Source organism: Schumannella luteola (genome assembly GCF_013408685.1).
Taxonomy (GTDB): Bacteria; Actinomycetota; Actinomycetes; order Actinomycetales; family Microbacteriaceae; genus Schumannella; species Schumannella luteola.
The window spans coordinates 3,515,220-3,537,070 of the sequence record NZ_JACBZY010000001.1 but is presented as its reverse complement, the minus strand read 5'-3'; the positions used below and the strand labels follow the sequence as shown (position 1 = coordinate 3,537,070).

The following is a 21,851-nucleotide window of genomic DNA, read 5'->3' as shown; positions in this document are numbered from 1 at the left end:
CCCCATTATCTTGGGTCGCGTGACCGGATCCCTCCCCGTGCCGACCCGTCCCCTCGTCATCGGCCACCGTGGTGCGAGCGGCTACCGCCCCGAGCACACCGAGTCGGCCTACCGCCTCGCCTTCGAGCAGGGGGCGGATGCGGTCGAGCCCGACCTCGTCGCCACCCGCGACGGCGTGCTGGTGATCCGGCACGAGAACGAGATCTCGGGCACGACCGACGTCGCGCGCCGCCCCGAGTTCGCCGACCGCCGCACGACGAAGGAGATCGACGGGCAGCGGCTGACCGGCTGGTTCACCGAGGACTTCGACTGGGCTGAGCTCGCCACCCTGCGGGCGGTCGAGCGCCTGCCGAAGGTGCGTCCGGCATCCGCGGGGCACGACGGCGCCGAGCCGATGCTGCGTCTGGTCGACCTGCTCGGGCTGATCGACGAATGCCAGGACGTGGCGGGGCGGATGCTGCGCATGGTCGCCGAGATCAAGCACGCGCACTACTTCGCCTCGATCGGCCTTCCGCTCGACGAGCTGTTCGCCCGCGAGATCGCCGGCTGGGATGACGCGGCCGAGCGCCTCACGGTCGAGTCGTTCGAGCAGAGCGTGCTGACGAAGGTGCGCGATCGCGGGGTGCCCGGGAAGACCGTCTACCTGATCGAGGCCGAGGGGGCGGCCCCCGACCTCGAGGCCCGCGACGGCGTCAACGCCCTCAGCTACGCGGCGCAGATCGGCCCGCGCGGCCTGCCGGCGCTGCTCGGCGCCGTCGACGGCGTGAGCCTCGCCAAGAGCCTCGTGATCGTCTCGGACGACGACGAGGTCGAGTCGACCGGAACGGTCGAGCGCATCCGCGCCGCCGGCCTCGAGGTCTACACCTGGACGCTGCGGGCCGAGAACCGCTTCCTCACCCGCGCCGCCCGGCTCGGCGGCGGCAAGGAGGCGCCGGGCGACTGGCGCACCGAGTTCCGCGCGATCTACGACACCGGCGTCGACGGGGTGTTCGCCGACCAGCCCGACCTCGCGGTCGCCGTGCGCGACGAGCACTGAGGCGCGACGAGCACTGAGGCGCGGCGGGCATCCCGCGACTCGGCCTCGCTGCTCAGGCCTCGCGACTCGGCCCCGCCGCTCAGGCCCCGCTCAGCGCGGCCTCGATCGCGGCGATCGTCGCCGGGGTGCCGGCCTGCCCGTCGGCGTGCAGGTGCGCTCGCAGTCCGAGCTCGCGGGCCGCGCTGACGTTGTCAGTCCAATTGTCGACGAAGAGCACCTCGCCGGGCTCGGCCCCGAGCTCGCGCAGCGCGATCCGGAAGGCCTCCGGATCGGGCTTGTTCACGCCGATCTCGTGGCTGTAGAGGATCGGGTCGAAGAGGCTCGCGAAGCCGAAGCGCCGCTCTTCCTCCTCGCGGGCGCCGTCGCCGGAGTTCGACAGGATCGCGAGTCCGACCCGGCCGTGCAGCGTGCGCAGGAACTCGAGCAGCGGCTCGTCGGCGGTTCCGCAGTACTCGTTCCAGAAGTCGGCGCGCAGCTCGGCCAGCTGCTCCGGTGACGCGCCGAGCGCGGCGCCCATCCCGCTCCAGTAGGCCTCCGCCTGCCCGGATGTCGTCGCGACGTCCGGCAGGTCGGCCTCGGCGAGGCGCTGCGAGAACTCCTCCGGCTCGAGTCCGAGCCGTGCGGCCCAGCGCTCGCGCAGCCGGCCCGGCCAGACGGCGTCGTCGACGACCTCGATCACCCCGCCGACGTCGAAGAGCAGCCAGCGCACCGGGACGGCGGGCAGTTCCGCGGCGTCCGCGGAGCTCGGGGCGGTCGTCGGTCGGTTCGCGGCGTCGCTCATGCGGCCATGGTGACCGCGGCTCCTGAGAGACCCGAGAGCGCCCTTCGCCGCCCGGTCGTGACCCGCCCGCGCACGTCGGCGGTCGCACCTAGACTCGTCGGGACATGAGCTTCGTCCTCGACGGCTTCGAGCCCGACCACCCGACCACCTCCTCCTTCGGCGGATCGTCCGAGGTCGACGAGCGCCTGCTCGCCGGGCTCAATCCGCAGCAGCGGGAGGCCGTGCTCTACCGCGGACGGGCCCTGCTGATCGTCGCCGGAGCCGGTTCGGGCAAGACGAGCGTGCTGACCCGCCGCATCGCCGGTCTGCTCGACACCCGCGAGGCCTGGCCCAGCCAGATCCTCGCCATCACCTTCACCAACAAGGCCGCCGCCGAGATGCGCGAGCGCATCCACGGACTCGTCGGCGACGCCGCGCAGGGCATGTGGATCTCGACCTTCCACTCCGCCTGCGTGCGCATCCTGCGTCGGCAGGCCGAGGCCTTCGGCCTCTCGCCGAGCTTCACGATCTACGACTCGGCCGACAGTCGTGCCCTCATCAAGCGCATCCTCAAGGAGCTCGAGGCCGACACCCTCGGGCTGACCGTGTCGAGCGTCGCCGGGCGCATCTCGAAGCTCAAGAACGAGCTGACGGATGCCGAGAGCTTCGCCCGGGGCGCCAACGTCGACGACCCCAAGGAGTCGGCCTTCCTCGAGGTGTTCCGCCGCTACAGCGAGGGTCTCGCCCGGGCCAAGGCCTTCGACTTCGACGACCTGATCGCGCAGACCGTCTACCTGTTCCGCGCCTTCCCCGAGGTCGCCGCGCTCTACCAGCGCCGCTTCCGCTATGTGCTCGTCGACGAGTACCAGGACACGAACCACGCCCAGTACGCGCTCATCCGCGAGCTCGTGCGCGCGGTCAAGCCGCAGAACGTGCCCGCCGACACCCGCACCCGGCTCGAGGCCGACGGGTCGATCGCGCCCGCCTCGCTCACCGTCGTCGGCGACTCCGACCAGTCGATCTACGCCTTCCGCGGCGCCGACATCCGCAACATCGTCGAGTTCGAACGCGACTTCCCCGAGGCGAAGACGATCCTGCTCGAGCAGAACTACCGCTCGACGCAGAACATCCTCGACGCGGCCAACGCGGTCATCGGCAACAACTTCGACCGCACCGCGAAGAACCTCTTCACGACGATCGGCGCCGGCGACAAGATCACCGGCTACACCGGCTACTCGGCGCACGACGAGGCCCAGTTCGTCGCCGACGAGATCGACAAGCTGCGCACGGCGGGCACCTCGCTCAACGACATGGCCGTCTTCGTGCGCACGAACTCGCAGACCCGTCCGCTGGAAGAGATCTTCATCCGCTCGGCGCTGCCGTACCGCATCCCCGGCGGCACGAAGTTCTTCGAGCGCGCCGAGATCAAGGATGCGATGGCCTACCTGATCCAGGTCGTCAACCCCGCCGACGACCTGGCGCTGCGGCGCGTGCTCAACGTGCCCCGCCGTGGCATCGGCCCGGCCACCGAGGCGACGCTGCAGGCGCACGCCGATCGCGAGGGCATGCCGCTGCGGGATGCGCTGCGCGACGTCGAGCAGCTCGGGCTCGGGCCCAAGGTGACGGGCGCGATCCGCACTCTCGTCGACCTGCTCGACGAGGCCTCCGGTCAGGCGCTCACCGCCGCCCCGGCCGACATCTTCGCGCTGCTCATGGAGCGCACCGGCTACGTCACCGGGCTGCGCGCGACGCGCGACGCACAGGACGAGGCGCGCGCCGAGAACCTCGAGGAGCTGCTCGCGCAGACCAAGGAGTTCCGCAAGCAGAACCCCGAGGGCACCCTCATCGAGTTCCTCACCAACGTGGCGCTGCTCGCCGCCGCCGACGAGATCGACGACACCGACGGCTCGGTGTCGATCATGACCCTGCACACCGCCAAGGGCCTCGAGTACGACACCGTCTTCCTGACCGGGATCGAGGAGGGGCTGCTTCCGCACCAGATGTCGGCCGGCGAGCCCGGGGGAGTGCAGGAGGAGCGCCGCCTGTTCTACGTCGGCGTCACCCGCGCCAAGCGCCGCCTGTTCTTCTCGCTCGCGATGCAGCGGTCGCAGTTCGGCGACACCACCGTCGCGCTGCCGAGCCGCTATCTGCAGGAGGTGCCGGCCGAGCTGATCGAGTGGCGGCAGTCGCCCGGATTCGCGAACTCGCGCGGCGGCAGCCAGCCGCGGGCGCTCAACGCCCGCCGCGACTCCGGCGACCGCTTCAGCTACGGCACGTCGCTGCCGCCGGCACCGAACCGCGAGAAGCGCGAATGGGCGAACGCCGTCACCGCGAAGGTGCGCGACAACGGCGACCTGACGCTCGCGACCGGCGACCGCATCCGCCACGCCGACTTCGGCGAGGGGCGCGTCACCGGCGTGACCGGCCAGGGCCCGAAGTCGATCGCCGAGGTGCTGTTCGACACGGCCGGCCGCAAGAAGCTGCTCATCAAGATCGCGCCGATCGAGAAGCTCTGACGCGCGAGGTGACGGATCCGGTCGCGGAGGCGATCGGGGAGTGGGATGTGCGGAGCCCGACCCGACGGGCGTCCGCCGGAGACAGGGGGATGTCGATGCGAGCTGCGACGTACGGTGCTGTGGCACGAACAGGGGCCGCGGTCTCGCGGGCCGGGGAAGCTAGGGTGTCGGCATGAGCACGACTCCGCCGCCGATCGAGCAGCTGCTGCCGATCATCCAGAAGCTGCCGCAGTTCAGCGGCATCGTCTGGCGCGGGGCGCCCGAGGGGCTCGGCGGCCCGATCGTCGCCGCGCAGCCCTTCTCGGGCTCGCTCGACGCCCGTGTCGCCAGCGAGAACTTCACCGCGCCGGTGCTGCTCGCGATCGTGTCGTTGACCGCCCGCGAGATCGGCGTGCTGTCGGCGAACCCGGCCGAGCAGGAGATCGTGATGCTGCCGGGCACCGGCCTCGCGCCGCTGACCGGCGTCGGCCAGCAGGGCGGCGTGACCATGCAGCTCGTGGGGCAGCTCGCGATCGGCGAGGCCGAGCGCGTTCCGCAGCCCTTCCCCGAGCGCGCCGATCTGGCCGCTGCCGTCGGCCAGGCGCTCACCGCCGGGCTCGAGGCGCCGACCTTCACGGTCGCCAACCCGGGACGATTCTCGGGACCGATCGCCGCGCAGCCGCGCTGAAGCTCGTCAGCTGACGTTCGCCTGCGCGGTGGGCGGCGCCGTGTCGTCGGTCGAGCGTGACCTCGCGCGTCGGGTCGTCGGTCGAGCGGGACCTCAGTCGAGGGCGACCTCGCGCGCCGGGTCGACCGACCTGTCTCCGCGACGGCGCCGCAGCGTGACGACGACCAGCAGCACGACCGCGACGACGAGCAGCGCCCCGGCGCCGACAGCGACGCCGCCCGCGACGCCGATGAGCGCGCTCAGCCCGCCCACGACGATGCCGCTGCCGGCGCGGAAGCCGTTCGCGGCCATCCCGAACGCGCCGATGAAGGCGCCGCGGCGGTCCTCGGGTGCCGCGAGCTGCACGACCGTCTGCGCGGTCGAGGCGCCGACGAGGTTGCCGAGGCCGGCCAGTACGAGTGCCGCGAGCGAGAGCGGGAAGCTGCGCGAGACCGCGAAGACGAGCACCCCGAGACCGAACAGCGCCGAGGCGACGATCGCGGCGCGGGTGCTCGCGGCGATGCGACCGAGCGCCTCCATCCCGAGCCCGCCGGCGACGGCGCCGGTCGACATGGCGATGAGCAGCAGGATATAGCCGGGCCCCTGGTCCTGCCCGAGCAGCCGGCCGAAGTCGGGCAGCAGTGGCAGCAGCGCGGTGCCGATGAAGAGGCCAACCGCGCCCTGGGTGAGCATCATCAGCAGGATCGCCGGGTAGCGCGGCACCTCGCGCAGCACGCCGACGAGATCGCGGAAGCGCATCCGCGGCGGCGCGACCCGTCGGCGCCGATGCCCGGTGACCGGCGTGATCGCGAGGTAGACGAAGAACGGCACGTAGAGCAGCACGTTGAGCGCCATGCCCCAGACCGGTCCGATCGCGGGGATCGCGAGCAGCGTCGCCCCCAGCGCGGGGCCGGCCAGCATGCCGAGGTTCAGTCCGGTCGCCATCAGCCGCACCCCGCTCGGCAGCACTTCGGGGCCGACCATGTCGTAGAGCATGAGCTGGTCGGCGGGGTTCCAGAACGCACCGGAGAGCCCGTGCAGCACGAGCAGGATCACACAGTGCCAGGGCTGCAGCGTGTTCGTGCCGATCAGCACCGCCCAGGCCACCGACACGAGCGCGAAGAGCACGCACGAGGCCTGGATGATGCGCCGGTTGTCGAAGCGGTCGGCGATGTGGCCGAAGGGGATCGCGCCGAGCAGGAACGGCACCCAGTGGCTGATCGTCGCGAAGCCCGCGAGCACCGGCGACTGGAACTTCTGCCACATGACGAAGTAGGTGATCGCGTGCTCGACGTGGTCGCCCGACATGAGCAGGATGCCGCCGATCAGATAGCCGCGGTACCAGGGGGCGCGCAGCGCGGCGAATCTCACCGCGCCAGCCTAGGACCCCGCTCCGGATGCGCGCGGGCAGAGCTGCCCATCGCGCGGTCGCGCATCCCGGCGCTAATGTGAGCGAAACGCCGCTCTGCATCCTCGGGGGAGCTCGCGGCATCGGCGCCGCGGCTGCCCCGTCGCGGTGACACCACCACCATCGACGTGCGCGCACGTCGCAAGCATCTGGAGCATCATGGCCGGCACCCTCTTCACCCTCGGCGGCGACAGCACCGCCGCCTCCACCCTCGTCGCGAACACGGTGTCGTCGCTCGGCTACGCGGCCGAGGTGCTGCCGAACGGCGCTCACCGACTCAGCCGCGGCAACAAGACCAAGACCTTCTGGCTCGGCGCCCTCTCGGGTGACGACTTCCACGTCGCCTTCGTCGTCGCCTACGCCCACGACGAGTCGGGCAACCTCACCGTGCGCGTCGACCGCGACGGCGGCGCGAGCTTCCTCAAGGGCGGCGCGATCGGCGTCTCGAAGACCGACGCCGCCTACGGCCAGCTGGTGGATGCGATCGGCGGCGCCGCCTCGAACGCGGGCATCTACATCAGCTCGGGGCCTGCGGCCTGATCCACCCGGCTCGCGATCGTCTCGGTGCGCGAACCGGCTCTCTCACTGCGGAGTCACGCCTTCCCGCTCCGGCGGGCGGCGTGGCGCCGTAGTCGTTCGAGCACATGCCGTGATGGCAGCTCGCTCAGGCGTCGCGGGGCGAGGGCGAGAAGCGCGCGCACGAGCGCGAGCGCGAGAGCCGCACGCCCCCGACGCAGCGGCAGGCCGTAGGCCTCGCGCACGGTCGGCGGCAGCAGCGCGGGCGTCAGCGCGCGCACGATCGGCATCGCGGGCCGCGCCCACCACGGCAGCGCGGTCGGGTGCAGCAGCTGCCCGGCGACCTCGCGGGCCTCGGGGCCGATCTCGAGGGCCGGTATGCGCGCATCCCAGTAGTCGGCGAAAGCGGTGCGGTCGCGTGGCCAGGCGCCCGGCCGCGTCTGTAGCGCCGTCGCGAGACGCTCGCTGCGGGCGACGATCTCGTCGGCCAGCTCCGCTGTGATCGCACCGCGCAGCAGCGCATGCGTGCGCATCCCGGTCCAGCACAGCGTCGCCGCGACCCAGATCTGGTGCGCGGCGTCGCGGGCTCCCGGCACGCCCGAGTGGGCGCCGTCGACCATGCCGGCGACGAGGCGCTCGAGCTCGTCGTCGCCGAGCGACACCGCATAGACATAGGCGAGCGTGTGCTCGAGCCGACGCAGCGGATCGCGCGCGAAGGCGCTGTGCGCGGCCACCCCGCGGGCGACCACCGGGTCGCCCAGCTGCAGCAGGATCGCGGCCGCGCCGCCCAGCACGAGAGCGCCGTCGGCGGCGTACTCCGGCCAGTCGCGGGCAGCTCTCACGCCGCGATCGTACGGCGCACCCCGCGCGTCGAACCTGGGCGCCCGCGCACGAAGCAGTCGCGCGGGAGCGCTAGGGTTGGTGCCGCCGATATCTCTTGATGTCGAACTATCTCTATGTCGAGATACCGGCTGTTCCCCGACGACTCCGACGCGCAAGGAAGAAGCAGCCAGCGTGGATCTTTTCGAGTACCAGGCCCGTGACGTCTTCGAGAAGTACGGGGTTCCCGTACTCCCCGGCATCATCGCCGACACCCCCGCCGAGGTCCGTGCGGCCGCCGAGAAGCTCGGCGGCGTGACGGTCGTCAAGGCGCAGGTCAAGACCGGAGGCCGCGGCAAGGCCGGCGGCGTCAAGGTCGCCAAGACCCCCGACGACGCCGAAGCCGCCGCGGGCGGCATCCTCGGCCTCGACATCAAGGGCCACGTCGTCAAGCGCGTCATGGTCGCCGCCGGCGCCGACATCAAGCAGGAGTTCTACTTCTCCGTGCTGCTCGACCGCGCCAACCGCTCGTACCTCTCGCTCGCCAGCTACGAGGGCGGCATGGAGATCGAGCAGCTCGCCGAGGAGCGCCCCGAGGCTCTCGCGCGCATCGAGGTCGACCCGGGCGCCGGCATCACCCTCGAGAAGGCGACCGAGATCGCCGTCGCCGCGAAGTTCCCCGAGGAGCTCGTCGGCAAGGTCGCCCCCGTGATCGTGAAGCTCTACGAGGTCTACACCGGTGAGGATGCGACGCTCGTCGAGGTCAACCCGCTCGTGCTCACCGGCGCCGGCGACATCGTCGCCCTCGACGGCAAGGTCTCGCTCGACGAGAACGCCGGCTTCCGCCACCCCGAGCACGAGGCGCTCGAGGACAAGGATGCGGCCGACCCGCTCGAGGCCAAGGCCAAGCAGAACGACCTCAACTACGTCAAGCTCGACGGCCAGGTCGGCATCATCGGCAACGGCGCGGGCCTCGTCATGTCGACGCTGGATGTCGTCGCCTACGCCGGCGAGAACCACGGCGGCGTGAAGCCGGCGAACTTCCTCGACATCGGCGGCGGCGCCTCGGCGACCGTCATGGCCAATGGCCTCGACGTCATCCTCGGCGACGAGCAGGTCGAGAGCGTCTTCGTCAACGTCTTCGGCGGCATCACCTCCTGCGTGGCCGTGGCCGAGGGCATCGTCAAGGCCCTCGAGATCCTCGGCGACGCGGCGACCAAGCCGCTCGTCGTGCGCCTCGACGGCAACCAGGTGGAGGAGGGCCGCGCCATCCTCGCCGCCGCCAACCACCCGCTGGTCACGCTCGCGACCACCATGGACGACGGCGCCGACAAGGCCGCCGAGCTCGCCAACGCCTGATCCGACGACCGAGAAGAACTGAGAGAAGAAGAGAAATGTCGATCTTCCTGAACAAGGACTCGAAGGTCATCGTGCAGGGCATCACCGGCGGCGAGGGCACCAAGCACACCGCCCTGATGCTCAAGGCCGGAACCCAGGTCGTGGGCGGCGTCAACGCCCGCAAGGCCGGCACCACCGTCGAGCACACCGCCGCTGACGGCTCGACCGTCGAGCTGCCCGTCTTCGCGACCGTCGCCGAGGCGATCGCCGCCACCGGCGCCGACGTCTCCATCGCCTTCGTGCCGCCGGCCTTCTCGAAGGGCGCGATCATCGAGGCCATCGACGCCGAGATCCCGCTGCTCGTCGTGATCACCGAGGGCATCCCGGTGCAGGACTCGGCCGAGGCCTGGGCCTACGCCAAGGCGAAGGGCAACAAGACCCGCATCATCGGGCCGAACTGCCCCGGCATCATCACCCCCGGCGAGGCGCTCGTCGGCATCACCCCGGCGAACATCACCGGCAAGGGACCGATCGGCCTCGTGTCGAAGTCGGGCACTCTGACCTACCAGATGATGTACGAGCTGCGTGACCTGGGCTTCTCGACCGCCATCGGCATCGGCGGAGACCCGGTCATCGGCACCACCCACATCGACGCGCTCGCCGCGTTCGAGGCCGACCCCGAGACCAAGGCGATCGTCATGATCGGCGAGATCGGCGGCGACGCCGAGGAGCGCGCGGCCGACTTCATCAAGGCCAACGTGACCAAGCCGGTCGTCGGCTACGTCGCCGGCTTCACCGCGCCCGAGGGCAAGACGATGGGTCACGCCGGCGCGATCGTCTCCGGCTCGGCGGGCACGGCCCAGGCGAAGAAGGAGGCCCTCGAGGCCGCCGGAGTCAAGGTCGGCAAGACGCCGAGCGAGACCGCCGCTCTGCTGCGCGAGGTCTACGCCGCGCTGTAGGCCGCGCCCGCGTCGAGCCGACCGCGGCTCGCACTCGCGGACGAGGGGCCCGCATCCACCGGATGCGGGCCCCTCGTCATGCGACGTCCCCGGGCCTGCCGCGGACTCGCCCCGATTTCCGAGTTGCCCACTTCCGCGGTGAGCTGAGTTCTCGTTGCCGCGGAAGCGGGCAACTCAGCGGACGGCAGCGGCTTCGCGCCGGGCGAGGATCGCGCGGACCTGGTGCACGACGGCGTCGAGATCGCGGAGGTCATCCGCGGTCAGCTCCAGCACGCGCCAGCCGAGCGCTTCGAGCCGCGCCCGGCGTCTCAGGTCGGCTCGCCACTGCTCAGGGATCACGAGCGGCGCGCGGCGGTGCCATGCATGCAGGCTCGTCGCATCGCTGATCCCGCACGGTGACCGAGCGGATCATCGTGGACAGTCTGTCGATGTTCCGACTGGGGAGGAGCCAACGTTCTCGCTCCCGTGTTGCCCACTTCCGCGGCCTCACGAGTTCGGCACGCCGCGGAAGTGGGCAAGTCGCGAAACTGCACATGCGACACCCCGCGGAAGTGGGCAAGTCGACAGGCTCCGCGGGCGACGGGAGAGGAAGAGGAGGCGGCGCGCGAGCGGGTCAGCGCAGCTGGCGGTAGTCGTAGCTGAAGATGCCGGAGTAGCGGAAGAACTCGCCGAGCAGGGGCGCGGTGAGCCGCACATCCACCCGCTGGTGCACGCCGTCGGGGTCGCTGCGCTCGTCGAGCGAGACACGGGCGAGGCGGGGGAGCGGCAGACGCACGAAGCCGAGGCGGACGCCGAGGCCACGCGAGACCATGTGCAGCCCGCCGTCGACGACGCTGAGCTCGAGGTCGACCTCGAGCCAGCGCGTGCGGCCGAGTCGGTCGCGCAGGCGGCCGCGGCGCACCGACATCGTGTCCTCCATGACGCGGCGCACGCCGTCGAAGTCGAAGGTCCGCTGCGCTGAAAGGGTGCCCCGGCGCTCGTCGGCGCGGTTCACGACCGTGAACGCGATCTCCTCGCCGCTCTCGGGGAAGAGGATGCGCTGCCACGCCAGCCAGGTCAGCACCGGCCGCAGCAGGCGCCCGCCGATCCCGACCGCGCCGGCCTGGTCGTAGACGCCGCGGCCGACGCCGACGGCGCCCTCGGGCGGCGGGCCGAAGTAGCGCCGCAGCCGCAGGTCGAGCAGCGCGAACTCGTCGCCGAGCACCCGCTGGTACACCGACTCCGCCATGCGCGCCTCCTCGCCTCCGACCCTAGCGCCGGGCCGGTGGCGTGGCCGCCCGGCCGCCGCCGGGGGCGCGCCGGTCGCGACCGCGGCCCATCCGGCTCCCGGTTCACGCGACCCCGCCGCGCCCCCGCGGCGGATGCCGGACGCCCGAATACAGTCGGCACGTGACCCGCCGCCTCACCCTGCTCCTCTCCGCGTTCGAGGCGGCCCTCGCGTTCGCGATCGGCATCGCGATCCCGCTCGTGCCGCTGACGATCCTGTGGGCGGCGCAGTACGGCTTCGGCCCCGACTGGCTGATCTTCTGGCGCGCCGCGGTCGACAGCTGGCTGATCGGGCACGGGGCGGATGTGCGGCTCGCGCTCGACCCGGTGACGGCCGCTGCGCTCGGCGCCGGCCCCGAGACCTCGGTCGTCGTGGTGACGATCGCGGCGCTCGGCTTCGCGCTGCTGACGGCGCTGCTGGGGCTGCGCGCCGGCTCGCGCATCTTCGAGACGCACCACCCGATCCTCGGCACCCTGACCTCCGCCGGCGTCTTCGGCGCGCTGTCGCTGCTCGCGACCCTGTCGGCGCTGCACGAGTCGGCGCGGCCCTCGATCTGGCAGGGCGCCCTGCTGCCGACGGTCGCGTTCGCGGTCGGCCTGGCGCTCGGCCTGCTGCGCGAGTGGGCCTGGAACCGCAGCGACGAGACGGCGGAGCGGGTGCGGCAGCGGGTGCACCGCCTCATCCCCGAGCTGCCGCGCATCGTGCTCACGGGGTCGCTGCGGTCGGGGGCGGCGGCCGCGTCGATCACGCTGCTCGTCTCCGCGGTCGCGCTGGCGGTCGCGCTCGTGGTGTCGTACGCCCAGATCATCCGCCTCTACGAATCGCTGCACCCCGGCGTCGCGGGCAGCATCGCCCTTACGGCGGGCCAGCTCGCGCTGCTGCCGAACCTCATCATCTGGACGGCGTCGTGGTTCGTCGGCCCGGGCTTCGCAATCGGCCTCGGGTCGAACGTCTCGCCGCTCGGCACGAGCCTCGGCCCGATCCCGGCGCTGCCGATCTTCGGCGCGATCCCCGAGGGTTCGTCGGCCTTCGGCTTCGTCGGGCTGCTCGTGCCGATCGTGGCCGGGTTCCTGGCCGGGGCGGCGACGCGCGGCGGGCTGCGCCGCGAGCTCGGCGAGGAGGGCTCCGGCCGGTGGATGCTGGTCGCCGCGCTGGGCGGCGGCGTCACGGGCGGGCTCGTGATGGGCCTCCTCGCCTGCGCCTCGGGTGGCGCCGCGGGGCCGGGGCGACTGGTGTCGGTCGGACCGGATCCGGTCGCCGTCGGCCTGGTCTCGGCGGTCGAGTTCGCCCTGGCGATCGGCATCGGCTTCGCGGCCGGACGTCCGCTGCGGCGCCGCGGCGACCTCGATGACGCCGAGTCGGCCGATGGACTCGGGGCCGCCGATGACCTGGATGCGCGCACGGCCGCCGAACGTCGCGGCGCCCTGGTGCCCGCGGGGGCGGAGGCGACGGCCGCGGCATCGTCGTCGGTCCTCGCTCGACGCGCGGGGCGGTCGTCGGCCGCCGAGGCCTCGACCGACGAGAAGCCGATGCGGAAGTCCGCGGGCGCCCGCGCCGCATCCGCCGACGCGCCGACCCGGCCCGGCGCCGACGCCGGCTCCGGGGCTGACGTCGATGCCGAGCCGATCGTGGTGCACGACCCGGCCGCCGACCGCGATGCGAGCGTCGACGTGCACGCCGACACCGGCCCCATCGACACCGTGAGGTCGGGGGCCTCGTTCCTCGACAGCCTCGGCTCGCTGCGCGGACGACTGCGGCGTCCAGGAGCCGAGCGTCGGGCGCGGGATGCCGCCAGCACGTCCGCCGGTGAGCCGACGAGCGGCGAGGAGAAGCGCGACGACGCCGGGCGCGCGACGGGCGGACGCTCCGCGCAGGACGACCTCGACACCGGCCCGGTCGACCTGCCCCGCTGAGCGCCCACGCCGTGGTCGGCGCCCCGGCGCGCGTCCCCTAGTCTTGACGGGTGCTCCGGCTGGTCGTGCTCATCTCCGGCGGCGGGTCGAACCTCCGCGCCCTGCTCGAGGCCTCGCAGGACGCCGAGTTCCCCGCGCGCGTCGTCGCGATCGGCGCCGACCGCGACGCCGAGGGCCTCGCCCACGCCGAGGCCTTCGGCATCCCGAGCTTCACGGTGCCGTACGGCGCCTTCGCCGACCGCGACGCCTGGGGCGACGAGCTGCTCGCGCAGGTGCAGCAGTGGCAGCCCGACCTCGTCATCCTGTCGGGCCTCATGCGCCTGGTGCCGCCGCGTTTCGTGCGCGCCCTCACCCCGGCGCTGCTGAACACCCACCCCGCGTACCTGCCCGAGTTCCCGGGCGCTCACGCCGTGCGCGACGCCGTGCGCGCCGGCGCCGAGCAGACCGGAGCCAGCGTGATCGTGGTCGACGACGGCGTCGACTCCGGCCCCATCGTCGCCCAGGAGCGCGTCGCGATCCTGCCCGACGACACCGAAGCCGCGCTGCACGAGCGCATCAAGCCCGTCGAGCGCCGTCTGCTCATCCAGACCGTGCTCGACATCGCCAACGGCCATCTCGATCTGAAGGAGCTCGCGTGAGCGGTCCCAGCCACGACCCCGCCGATTACCGCAGCAGGGACATCGTCCCGATCCGCCGAGCGCTGATCTCGGTCAGCGACAAGACCGGACTGCTCGACCTGGCCGGCGAGCTCGCCGCCGCCGGCATCGAGATCGTGTCGACCGGCTCGACCGCCAAGACCATCGCGGATGCCGGACACCCGGTCACCGAGGTCTCGAGCGTCACCGGCTTCCCCGAGTCGCTCGACGGCCGCGTCAAGACCCTGCACCCGAGCGTGCACGGCGGTCTGCTGGCCGACCTGCGCCTCGAGTCGCACGAGCGTCAGCTCGACGAGCTCGGCATCCGCCCCTTCGAGCTCGTCGTCGTCAACCTGTACCCCTTCGTCGAGACGGTGCGCTCGGGCGCGGCCGCGAACGACGTCGTCGAGCAGATCGACATCGGCGGCCCCGCGATGGTGCGCGCCTCGGCGAAGAACCACGCCAACGTCGCGATCGTGGTCTCGCCCGAGCGCTACGCCGACGTCATCGCCGCGGTGCACGCCGGCGGCACCGACCTGGCGCAGCGTCGCCGCCTCGCGCGCGAGGCCTTCCAGCACACGGCCGCCTACGACGCCGCCGTCGCGAGCTGGTTCGAGGTCGAGGACACCCAGGCGATCGGCCGTGTCGACGGCTTCCCGCTCGAGTTCAGCTACAGCGCCGAGCTGCAGGGCCAGCTGCGCTACGGCGAGAACGCGCACCAGGGCGCCGCGCTCTACACCGTGCCGGCCGAGCGGGGCATCGCCCAGGCGGCGCAGCTGCACGGCAAGGAGATGTCGTACAACAACTACGTCGACGCGGATGCGGCGGTGCGCGCCGCCTACGACCTCGCCGAGCCGGCGGTCGCGATCATCAAGCACGCGAACCCCTGCGGTATCGCGGTCGGCGCGACGATCGCCGCCGCGCACCGCAAGGCGCACGAGTGCGACCCGGTGTCGGCCTTCGGCGGCGTGATCGCCGCGAACCGGCGCATCGACCTGGCCGCGGCCGAGTCGATCAAGGACATCTTCACCGAGGTCGTCGTCGCCCCGGGCTTCGACGACGACGCCCTCGCGGTGCTGTCGACGAAGAAGAACATCCGACTGCTGACCCTGCCCGAGGGCTTCCAGCGCCCGACGCGCGAGTTCAAGGACATCTCGGGCGGCGTGCTCGTGCAGGACGTCGACGCGCACTTCGCCGACCCGTCGACCTGGACCCTCGCCGCGGGCGAGCCGGCCGATGAGCAGACCCTCGCCGATCTCGCCTTCGCCTGGACCGCTTGCCGCGCGGTGAAGTCGAACGCGATCCTGCTGGCGTCGAACGGGGCCTCGGTCGGCATCGGCATGGGCCAGGTCAACCGCGTGGACTCGTGCAAGCTGGCCGTCGACCGCGCCGGTGAGCGCGCCGCGGGCAGCGTCGCCGCATCCGACGCCTTCTTCCCCTTCAACGACGGCCCGGCCGTGCTGCTCGAGGCGGGCATCCGCGCGATCGTGCAGCCGGGTGGGTCGGTGCGCGATCAGGAGACGATCGACGCGGCCGCCGCGGCGGGCGTGACGATGTACTTCACCGGGGAGCGCCACTTCTTCCACTGAGCCGGCCGGGCTCTCGGCCCGCGACTCGGAACGACGCCGGGGTGGATGCGCGCGCATCCGCCCCGGCGTCGTTCGTCCCCGGCGTCGGTCGTCTCCGGCGTCGTTCGTCCGGGGCGTCGTTCGTCTCCGGCGTCGGTCGTCCGGGGCGTCGGCCGTCTCGGTCGTCGCGCGATGCGTGGCGTAGTGGGGTGGGATGCGCGGCGTCGCGGGACGCGCGGCGTCAGGCGACGCGCGCGGCGGAGCGCGCGAGCAGCTCGTCGACGAGCTGCTCGGTGAGCGGCAGCCCCGTCACGGCCTCGACGTCGAGCCAGCCGGCGAGCGGGTCGAGGTCGAGGAAGAGGTGCTCGCCGGCGCGCGTGCGCCGCAGGTCGACGGCGGCGTGCCCGAGGCCGAGGTCGGCGACGAGCGCGGCGAGACCGTCGCGCACCTCGACCGGCAGCTCGACGGCCCGGGCGCCGCTCGGCACGACCGGCAGCAGACCGGCGCCGGGGTCGTTCGTCGCGGTCGGGCCGAGATCGGCGGCCAGCACGCGATCACCGGCGACGAAGGCGCGCAGGTCGGAGCCCGGGACGAAGGCGCGCAGCACGAGGTCGGGGCCGTTCTGCTCGACGAGCTCGTCGATCGCCGAGACGCCCATGATGCGATCCTGCGCGGGCCACTCGGCGTGCGACTTCACGAGCGGGCGGCAGACGACGCCGGTGCGCAGGTGCTGCTTCGCGAAGCGGTGCGCGGCGCCCGGATCGTGGGTCACGATCGTGTGCGGCATGATCAGACCGGCACGGCGTGCGGAGGCCCACAGCCGGGTGCGGCGCTGAGCCAGGTCGACGGCGACGGGCTCGTTCGCCCAGGCGATGTCGAGCGCCTCGGCGGTCGACACGAGCGCCTCGCCGAAGTCGACGGGGGCGCCGGTGAGACGCGGGTCGTCGGCGCCGAGCAGCGGGATCCAGCTGCGTCGCCACCACCCGGCGGTGACGCGGGAGAGGTCGATGGTCTGGGTCGTGGCGCCGTCGAGGCCGTGCACCTGCACGGATCCGGAGGCGCTCAGGCCCGGGGCGAACTCGAGGCCGATCGTGAGCTGTGCGGTCAGGCTGGCAACGTCGATGAGGGCGGCGTCCTCGCCGCGCGCGCGGAGGCGGTCGGCGACGGCGGCGGCATGACGGTCATCGGGCGGGGCGACGAGCAGGATCACAGGCGGAGCTCTCCTCGGATGCCCGCGAGAGGACGAGGGGACCCGTGCGGTTCCCGGCCCGCCGGGGCCGAGCTGGGAACCGCACGGGGGGCGAGACGACTCCTCGCCCCGCTCGGGCGCAGCGCAGGGCGCTTCGGGTTGCGCATCGAGCGGATCACGGTGTCGGAGTCGGCATCGGTCGCGGGGCTGACGACCGACACGCCGACGGGGGCGATGAGCTTCGCGGTGTGGGACGACACCAGCTCTACCCCCGTTCCGTCGCTGGGAGCGCTTGCTCCGAGCCACAATCTGGCGGAACGGTCTGTCCAGTTCATCGGGGGAAGCCCTGATTAGGTATCCTCAACCTGTCCTGAGGGGAGATCGGGACGCTCGGGCGGAGCCCCGCCGCCCATCGGAGGTCGGGTTGCTATGACCGACGCACTATCAGGAACGCGACTGCGCGCAGCGGTCGCCGATGACGCGATGCTGCTGCGCGAGGGCATCGGCAAAGTGCTCGCCGACGGAGGCGTCGACGTCGTCGCGTCGGTCGGATCGGGCGAGGAGCTGGTCGCCGCCGTGCAGTCCGGCGGGATCGACGTGGCGGTGCTCGACATCCGCATGCCGCCGAAGTTCCGCGACGAGGGCATCGTCGCCCTCGAGACCCTGCGCAGTCAGGGCTCGCGCATCGGCGTGCTGCTGCTGTCGATGTACGCGACGCCCGAGTACGCGATGCGCGCGCTGGATGCCGGCGCCGGCACCGGCTATCTGCTGAAGGAGCGCGTCTCCGAGCCGCACACGCTCGTCGCCGCGGTCACGACCGTGTCGCGCGGTGGCTCGGTCGTCGACCCGGAGGTCGTAGCTCAGCTGATGAACCGGCCGCGCGCCGACGGACCGCTGTCGACCCTGACCGCCCGCGAGCTCTCGGTGCTCGAGGCGATGGCGCAGGGCAACTCGAACGCGGGCATCTCGCGCCAGCTGTTCCTCGGCGTGAAGACCGTCGAGACGCACGTGCGCAACATCATGCAGAAGCTCGGCCTCGACGACTCGCCCGACAACCACCGTCGGGTGCTGGCGGTGCTCGCCTTCCTCGGGTCGCGATGAACGCCCCGGCGGCCGCTCGCGCCGCCCATCCGCGACCGCTGGATGTGCGTCCGGCGCCGCCGCGGCGCCTCGGCGTGGGCCGCGGGATCGCCTGGGGTGTCTTCATCGCCGCGGGTCCGCTGCTGAACCTGGTCATGCAGGTGCTCGGCTGGCAGTCGACGCCGCCGCTCGACCGGCCCGACGTCTCCTGGGTGACTCTGCACGCGGCCGTGCCCTTCGTCTTCGCGTTCTCGGCGATGGTCGGCCTGCAGCTGGGCGAGCGTCGGCTGCCGATCGTCATGATGGCGCTGTTCCCCTACTTCTGGATCCCGCAGACCTTCTTCGCCGTGGTCGCCTATTTCGGCTACGTCTGGCCCATCCTGCGCAGCATCGACCTGATCTGGGCGCTGCTGCTGGGCCTCATCGCCCTCGCGTATCCGCGTGGGCGCTACGTCGGCGTCGTGGACTGGGCGGTCGTCGGCTTCGGCGTGAGCGTGTCGATCGTGCGTGCCGGGGTCGTGCTGATCGCCGACAAGACCGAGAACCGCGACTGCCTCTGCGTGAGCAACGCCTACGCTCTCGTGGGCGACCAGAGCACCTTCACGACCGTCGACACGATCTACCGCGTCATCGGCGCCGTGATCGTGCTCTTCGTCGCCACCCGGCTGCTCTGGCAGTGGAGCCGCGGCAGCCAGCCGACCCGCAGCGTCGCCTTCGTGATGCCGATCGGCCTCTTCGCCTGGACGGCGGCGCTCGTCGCCGAGGCGATCAGCTACGCGATGCACAGCGCCTCGAAGGGCGCCTTCGTCGTCGCGATCACGGGCGACGGATCGGTGGCCGTGGTGTCGCTGTTCGCGGTCGCCTCGGTGCCGATCTGCTACATCGCCGGCAGCGTGCACCTGCGCAACACCCGCGGCCGCGTGGCCGACCTCATGATGATCACCCGCGACGGCGTCGACCGCGCGGCCTGGCGCGAGTCGCTCGCGACCGTGCTGCGGGATCCCGGCGTCGAGGTGTTCTGGTGGGATGAGCGCACGGGCGGCTGGATCGACGACGCCGGCGCCCCGGTCGAGATCGACCTGGATGTCGCCGAGCCGACGAGCACCCTGCTGCCGATCTCCGGCGACGGGGGCACGCCGATCGCCGTGATCCGCCACGACCGGGCCCTCGCCGAGAACGAGCGGCTGCTCGACGGCGTCTCGGCGGCCCTCCGGCTCAGCGTCGACAACCGCTCGCTGCGCAGCGAGGTCGAGCGCACCCTCGCGCAGGTGCGCGAGTCGCGTCAGCGCATCGTCGAGGCGGGGGACGAGGCGCGCAAGCGGCTCGAGCGCGACCTGCACGACGGCTCGCAGCAGCAGCTCGTCGCCCTCGCGATGGAGCTGCGCACGCTCGTGTCGGCCGCCCGCGCCGAGGGGGCCCATGAACTCGCGCAGCGCCTCGAGGAGACGCTCGGGCGGCTGTCGTCGGCGCTGAAGGAGCTGCGCGAGCTGGCCCGCGGCATCCACCCGACCGTGCTGGTCGAGGGCGGCCTCGCGCTGGCCCTGCCCGAGCTCGCGTCGCGCTGCCCGGTGCCGACCGAGGTGGATGTGCTCGTCGATGAGCGCCCGACCGAGCTGGTCGAGGCGACGGTCTACTTCGTCGCCTCGGAGTGCCTGGCCAACATCGCCCGGCATTCGGGTGCTCGGCGAGCCTGGGTGCGTCTGCATCTCGAGCTCGACGACACCCGCGAGGTGGTGGGCGATGGCGAGGCCGGGTCCCTCGTGCTGACCGTGCGCGACAACGGGCGCGGGGGAGCGTCGCTGGATGCCGGCACCGGCATCCGCGGTCTGGTCGACCGGGTCGAGGCCCTCGGCGGCGAGCTCGAGCTGGCGAGCGACGCCGGGACGGGGACGACCGTGACGGTGCGGCTGCCGGCCGGGCCCGCGCAGCGCGACTGAGTCACGGGCCCACGCAGCCGAGCGGTCGAGCAGCCGAGCCGAGCCGAGCGGGGCCGGTGATCGGGTCTTGCGCGGATTCACAGCCCGGGGATAGGTTGTAAGGCTCGCGTGGGCTCACCCCGCGGGCTGCGGACGCGACGAGGAGGCGACATGGACACCACGACCATCACGCGATTCGAGGGCGTCCGCCTCTACCCGGCCGGTTCCGTCACGCGCCGTATGCGCGCGGCGAAGCGGCCGTAGCGGCGGCACCCCCAGCCTCATCTCGGCGGGCCTCCGGTCTCACCGGCCGCCCGCAGCATCCACACCACCACCATCTCCGCTCCGGCGTCTCCGTGCGCCGAAACGACCCTGGATGACGCATGCGCTCCACCACGTCCCCCGACCGTCCCCAACCGCGTGAGCATCGCGCCGGCACCGTCGCCACGCTCGCCAAGATCTACCCCTTCGTGAAGCCGGCCCTCGGCCGGCTGATCCTCGGCGCCGTCGCGGCGCTGCTCGCGGGCCTCGTCTCGCTGGCGATCCCGGTGGTCCTGCAGAACCTCGTCGACGGTCCGCTGTCGTCGGGCGACGGCGCGCAGATCTGGCCCGCCGTCATCCTCGTGCTGCTGCTCGGCGCCGGCGAGGCGGTGTTCATCGCCCTGCGCCGCTGGTTCGTGCTCACTCCGGGCACGCACGTCGAGGCGACCATGCGCAACGCCTTCTACGCGAAGCTGCAGGACCTGCCGGTCGCCTTCCACGACCGCTGGGCGAGCGGGCAGCTGCTGTCGCGCGCGATGAGCGACCTCGGCCTGATCCGCCGCTGGCTGTCGTTCGGCATCGTGCTGCTCGTGGTCAACGTGATCACGATCGTCGTCGGCTTCGTGGTGCTGTTCTTCTGGAGCTGGCAGCTGGGTCTGCTGTTCCTGATCTGCTCGATCCCGCTGTGGATCTACGGCTACGTCTTCGAGCAGAAGTACTCGGTCGTCGCCCGCCGCAGTCAGGACCAGCAGGGCGACCTCGCGACCGCGGTCGAGGAGAGCGTGCACGGCATCCGCGTGCTCAAGGCCTTCGGGCGCGGGCGGCACTCGCTCGAGAAGTTCTCCCGTCAGGCCGAGGAGCTGCGCGGAACCGAGATCGAGAAGGCGCAGGCGATCGCCGGCATCTGGCTCTGGCTGCTGCTCGTGCCCGACGTCGCCTTCGCGTTGAGCCTGCTCGGGGGCGTGCTGCTCGCAGCGAACGACGTGCTCACGGTCGGCCAGCTGTTCGCGTTCTTCGCGACGGCGACCGTGCTGCGCTTCCCGATCGAGTCGATCGGCTTCCTGCTGTCGATGACCTTCGACACCCGCACGGCCGTCGACCGTCTCTACGAGGTGCTCGACTCGGAGAACGCGATCACCGATCCCGACGAGCCGGCGACGGTGCAGGATGCGAAGGGGCGCCTCGTCTTCGACGACGTGCACTTCCGCTACCAGGACTCGCCGAAGCAGTTCCCTGACTTGCTCAACGGCATCGAGCTCGAGGTGCGCCCGGGCGAGACGATGGCGCTGGTCGGCCTGACCGGCTCGGGCAAGACGACGCTCACCGCGCTCACGACGCGCCTCTACGACGTGACCGGCGGCGCCGTGCGACTCGACGGCGTGGATGTGCGCGACCTGACCCGCGAGGATCTGCGGCGCCACATCGCGATGGCCTTCGAGGACGCGACGCTGTTCTCGGCGTCCGTGCGCGACAACGTGCTGCTCGGCCGGCCCGAGCTCGCCGATCCGAGCCAGGCCGTCGAGGCCGAGCGCGTCATGCGCGAGGCGCTCGATGTGGCGCAGGCGTCGTTCGTCGACGAGCTGCCCGAGGGCGTCGACACGAAGGTCGGCGAGGAGGGGCTGAGCCTCTCCGGCGGTCAGCGGCAGCGCCTCGCGCTCGCCCGTGCTGTCGCCGCCCGACCCGAGGTGCTCGTGCTCGACGACCCGCTGTCGGCGCTCGACGTCGACACCGAGGCGCGGGTCGAGGCGGGGCTGCGCCGCGTGCTCAGCAGCACGACCGCGCTGATCGTGGCGCACCGTCCGTCGACCGTCACCCTCGCCGACCGCGTCGCGCTGCTCGAGAACGGCCGCGTCACCGACGTGGGCGAGCACAGCGAGCTGCTGGCCCGCAACGAGCACTACCGCTTCGTCATCTCGTCGCTCGACGAGGAGGAGGAAGCGCGCCAGAAGCACACCCAGACCGGAACGCTCGACATCATCCCCGACGAGGGATCGTTCGAGCGGGATGCGGTCATCGCCGAGTAG

General features: G+C 72.2%; 17 protein-coding genes. 12 read left to right on the top strand and 5 right to left on the bottom strand.

Annotated features, from left to right (window positions below):
* Window positions 1–19: 19 nt before the first annotated feature.
* Window positions 20–1,036, top strand: coding sequence for a glycerophosphodiester phosphodiesterase family protein (locus tag BJ979_RS16215; protein WP_179563972.1), 1,017 nt, complete (start codon window positions 20–22; stop codon window positions 1,034–1,036).
* 79 nt (window positions 1,037–1,115) lie between these two features.
* On the opposite strand, the gene BJ979_RS16210 is transcribed toward BJ979_RS16215, so the two are convergent.
* Window positions 1,116–1,817: an HAD family hydrolase gene (locus BJ979_RS16210; RefSeq protein WP_179569512.1), complete on the bottom strand. Its 702-nt coding sequence runs from the start codon at window positions 1,815–1,817 to the stop codon at window positions 1,116–1,118.
* Window positions 1,818–1,921: 104 nt separating this feature from the next.
* Between BJ979_RS16210 and BJ979_RS16205 the strand changes: the two genes are divergently transcribed.
* Both BJ979_RS16205 and BJ979_RS16200 read left to right on the top strand, forming a co-directional pair.
* Entirely contained in the window at window positions 1,922–4,312 is a 2,391-nt protein-coding gene (locus tag BJ979_RS16205; protein WP_179569511.1) for an ATP-dependent helicase, read from the top strand.
* 172 nt (window positions 4,313–4,484) lie between these two features.
* Complete coding sequence (locus BJ979_RS16200) at window positions 4,485–4,979, top strand: hypothetical protein (RefSeq protein WP_179569510.1); 495 nt, start codon at window positions 4,485–4,487, stop codon at window positions 4,977–4,979.
* Window positions 4,980–5,072: 93 nt separating this feature from the next.
* On the opposite strand, the gene BJ979_RS16195 is transcribed toward BJ979_RS16200, so the two are convergent.
* Complete coding sequence (locus BJ979_RS16195; RefSeq protein ID WP_179569509.1) at window positions 5,073–6,329, bottom strand: MFS transporter; 1,257 nt, start codon at window positions 6,327–6,329, stop codon at window positions 5,073–5,075.
* 196 nt (window positions 6,330–6,525) lie between these two features.
* Here BJ979_RS16195 and BJ979_RS16190 point away from each other — a divergent pair, with 196 nt between their 5' ends.
* The gene (locus tag BJ979_RS16190) at window positions 6,526–6,906 is read left to right on the top strand and encodes a hypothetical protein (protein WP_179569508.1); all 381 of its coding nucleotides are present in this window, start codon (window positions 6,526–6,528) and stop codon (window positions 6,904–6,906) included.
* 53 nt (window positions 6,907–6,959) lie between these two features.
* On the opposite strand, the gene BJ979_RS16185 is transcribed toward BJ979_RS16190, so the two are convergent.
* Window positions 6,960–7,724: an oxygenase MpaB family protein gene (locus tag BJ979_RS16185; RefSeq protein WP_179569507.1), complete on the bottom strand. Its 765-nt coding sequence runs from the start codon at window positions 7,722–7,724 to the stop codon at window positions 6,960–6,962.
* A gap of 172 nt (window positions 7,725–7,896) precedes the next feature.
* Here BJ979_RS16185 and sucC point away from each other — a divergent pair, with 172 nt between their 5' ends.
* Together sucC and sucD are read left to right on the top strand one after the other, a co-directional pair.
* Window positions 7,897–9,060, top strand: coding sequence for an ADP-forming succinate--CoA ligase subunit beta (gene sucC / locus BJ979_RS16180; RefSeq protein ID WP_179569505.1), 1,164 nt, complete (start codon window positions 7,897–7,899; stop codon window positions 9,058–9,060).
* Between the two features lie 35 nt (window positions 9,061–9,095).
* A complete protein-coding gene (gene sucD / locus BJ979_RS16175) occupies window positions 9,096–9,998 on the top strand; it encodes a succinate--CoA ligase subunit alpha (protein WP_141164327.1) in 903 nt (300 codons plus the stop codon).
* A 613-nt stretch (window positions 9,999–10,611) separates the two neighbouring features.
* Here the strand turns inward: sucD and BJ979_RS16170 are convergent.
* Window positions 10,612–11,226: a DUF4166 domain-containing protein gene (locus BJ979_RS16170; RefSeq protein ID WP_218853514.1), complete on the bottom strand. Its 615-nt coding sequence runs from the start codon at window positions 11,224–11,226 to the stop codon at window positions 10,612–10,614.
* Window positions 11,227–11,387: 161 nt separating this feature from the next.
* Between BJ979_RS16170 and BJ979_RS17785 the strand changes: the two genes are divergently transcribed.
* The 3 genes from BJ979_RS17785 to purH are packed head-to-tail and all read left to right on the top strand — an operon-like array spanning window position 11,388 to window position 15,402.
* On the top strand, window positions 11,388–13,178 hold the full coding sequence (locus BJ979_RS17785) for a cell division protein PerM (protein WP_179569503.1): 1,791 nt from the start codon (window positions 11,388–11,390) through the stop codon (window positions 13,176–13,178).
* A 50-nt stretch (window positions 13,179–13,228) separates the two neighbouring features.
* Complete coding sequence (gene purN / locus BJ979_RS17780) at window positions 13,229–13,816, top strand: phosphoribosylglycinamide formyltransferase (RefSeq protein ID WP_179569501.1); 588 nt, start codon at window positions 13,229–13,231, stop codon at window positions 13,814–13,816.
* Complete coding sequence (gene purH / locus BJ979_RS16155) at window positions 13,813–15,402, top strand: bifunctional phosphoribosylaminoimidazolecarboxamide formyltransferase/IMP cyclohydrolase (RefSeq protein ID WP_179569499.1); 1,590 nt, start codon at window positions 13,813–13,815, stop codon at window positions 15,400–15,402. Before purN ends, purH begins: the two co-directional genes overlap by 4 nt.
* 220 nt (window positions 15,403–15,622) lie before the next feature.
* Here purH and BJ979_RS16150 read toward each other — a convergent pair whose 3' ends face one another.
* A complete protein-coding gene (locus tag BJ979_RS16150; protein WP_179569497.1) occupies window positions 15,623–16,591 on the bottom strand; it encodes an ATP-grasp domain-containing protein in 969 nt (322 codons plus the stop codon).
* Between the two features lie 408 nt (window positions 16,592–16,999).
* On the opposite strand from BJ979_RS16150, the gene BJ979_RS16145 reads away from it, so the two are divergent.
* The 3 genes from BJ979_RS16145 (at window position 17,000) to BJ979_RS16135 (ending at window position 21,851) form a co-directional block, all read left to right on the top strand.
* Window positions 17,000–17,671, top strand: a complete 672-nt coding sequence (locus BJ979_RS16145; RefSeq protein WP_246286795.1) for a response regulator transcription factor — start codon at window positions 17,000–17,002, stop codon at window positions 17,669–17,671.
* Window positions 17,668–19,587, top strand: a complete 1,920-nt coding sequence (locus BJ979_RS16140; RefSeq protein ID WP_179569495.1) for a sensor histidine kinase — start codon at window positions 17,668–17,670, stop codon at window positions 19,585–19,587. The genes BJ979_RS16145 and BJ979_RS16140 overlap by 4 nt, the downstream gene beginning before the upstream one ends.
* Before the next feature lie 362 nt (window positions 19,588–19,949).
* Window positions 19,950–21,851 (top strand): ABC transporter ATP-binding protein, encoded by a 1,902-nt coding sequence (locus BJ979_RS16135; protein WP_179569493.1) that lies wholly within the window; start codon window positions 19,950–19,952, stop codon window positions 21,849–21,851.

Bases quoted from the DNA above. Each gene is read 5' to 3' on its own strand.
- BJ979_RS16210 (WP_179569512.1), bottom strand. From the start codon at position 1,817: ATGAGCGACGCCGCGAACCGACCGACGACCGCCCCGAGCTCCGCGGAC.
- BJ979_RS16205 (WP_179569511.1), top strand. From the start codon at position 1,922: ATGAGCTTCGTCCTCGACGGCTTCGAGCCCGACCACCCGACCACCTCC.
- BJ979_RS16200 (WP_179569510.1), top strand. From the start codon at position 4,485: ATGAGCACGACTCCGCCGCCGATCGAGCAGCTGCTGCCGATCATCCAG.
- BJ979_RS16190 (WP_179569508.1), top strand. From the start codon at position 6,526: ATGGCCGGCACCCTCTTCACCCTCGGCGGCGACAGCACCGCCGCCTCC.
- sucD (WP_141164327.1), top strand. From the start codon at position 9,096: ATGTCGATCTTCCTGAACAAGGACTCGAAGGTCATCGTGCAGGGCATC.
- BJ979_RS16170 (WP_218853514.1), bottom strand. From the start codon at position 11,226: ATGGCGGAGTCGGTGTACCAGCGGGTGCTCGGCGACGAGTTCGCGCTG.
- BJ979_RS16145 (WP_246286795.1), top strand. From the start codon at position 17,000: ATGACCGACGCACTATCAGGAACGCGACTGCGCGCAGCGGTCGCCGAT.
- BJ979_RS16140 (WP_179569495.1), top strand. From the start codon at position 17,668: ATGAACGCCCCGGCGGCCGCTCGCGCCGCCCATCCGCGACCGCTGGAT.
- BJ979_RS16135 (WP_179569493.1), top strand. From the start codon at position 19,950: ATGCGCTCCACCACGTCCCCCGACCGTCCCCAACCGCGTGAGCATCGC.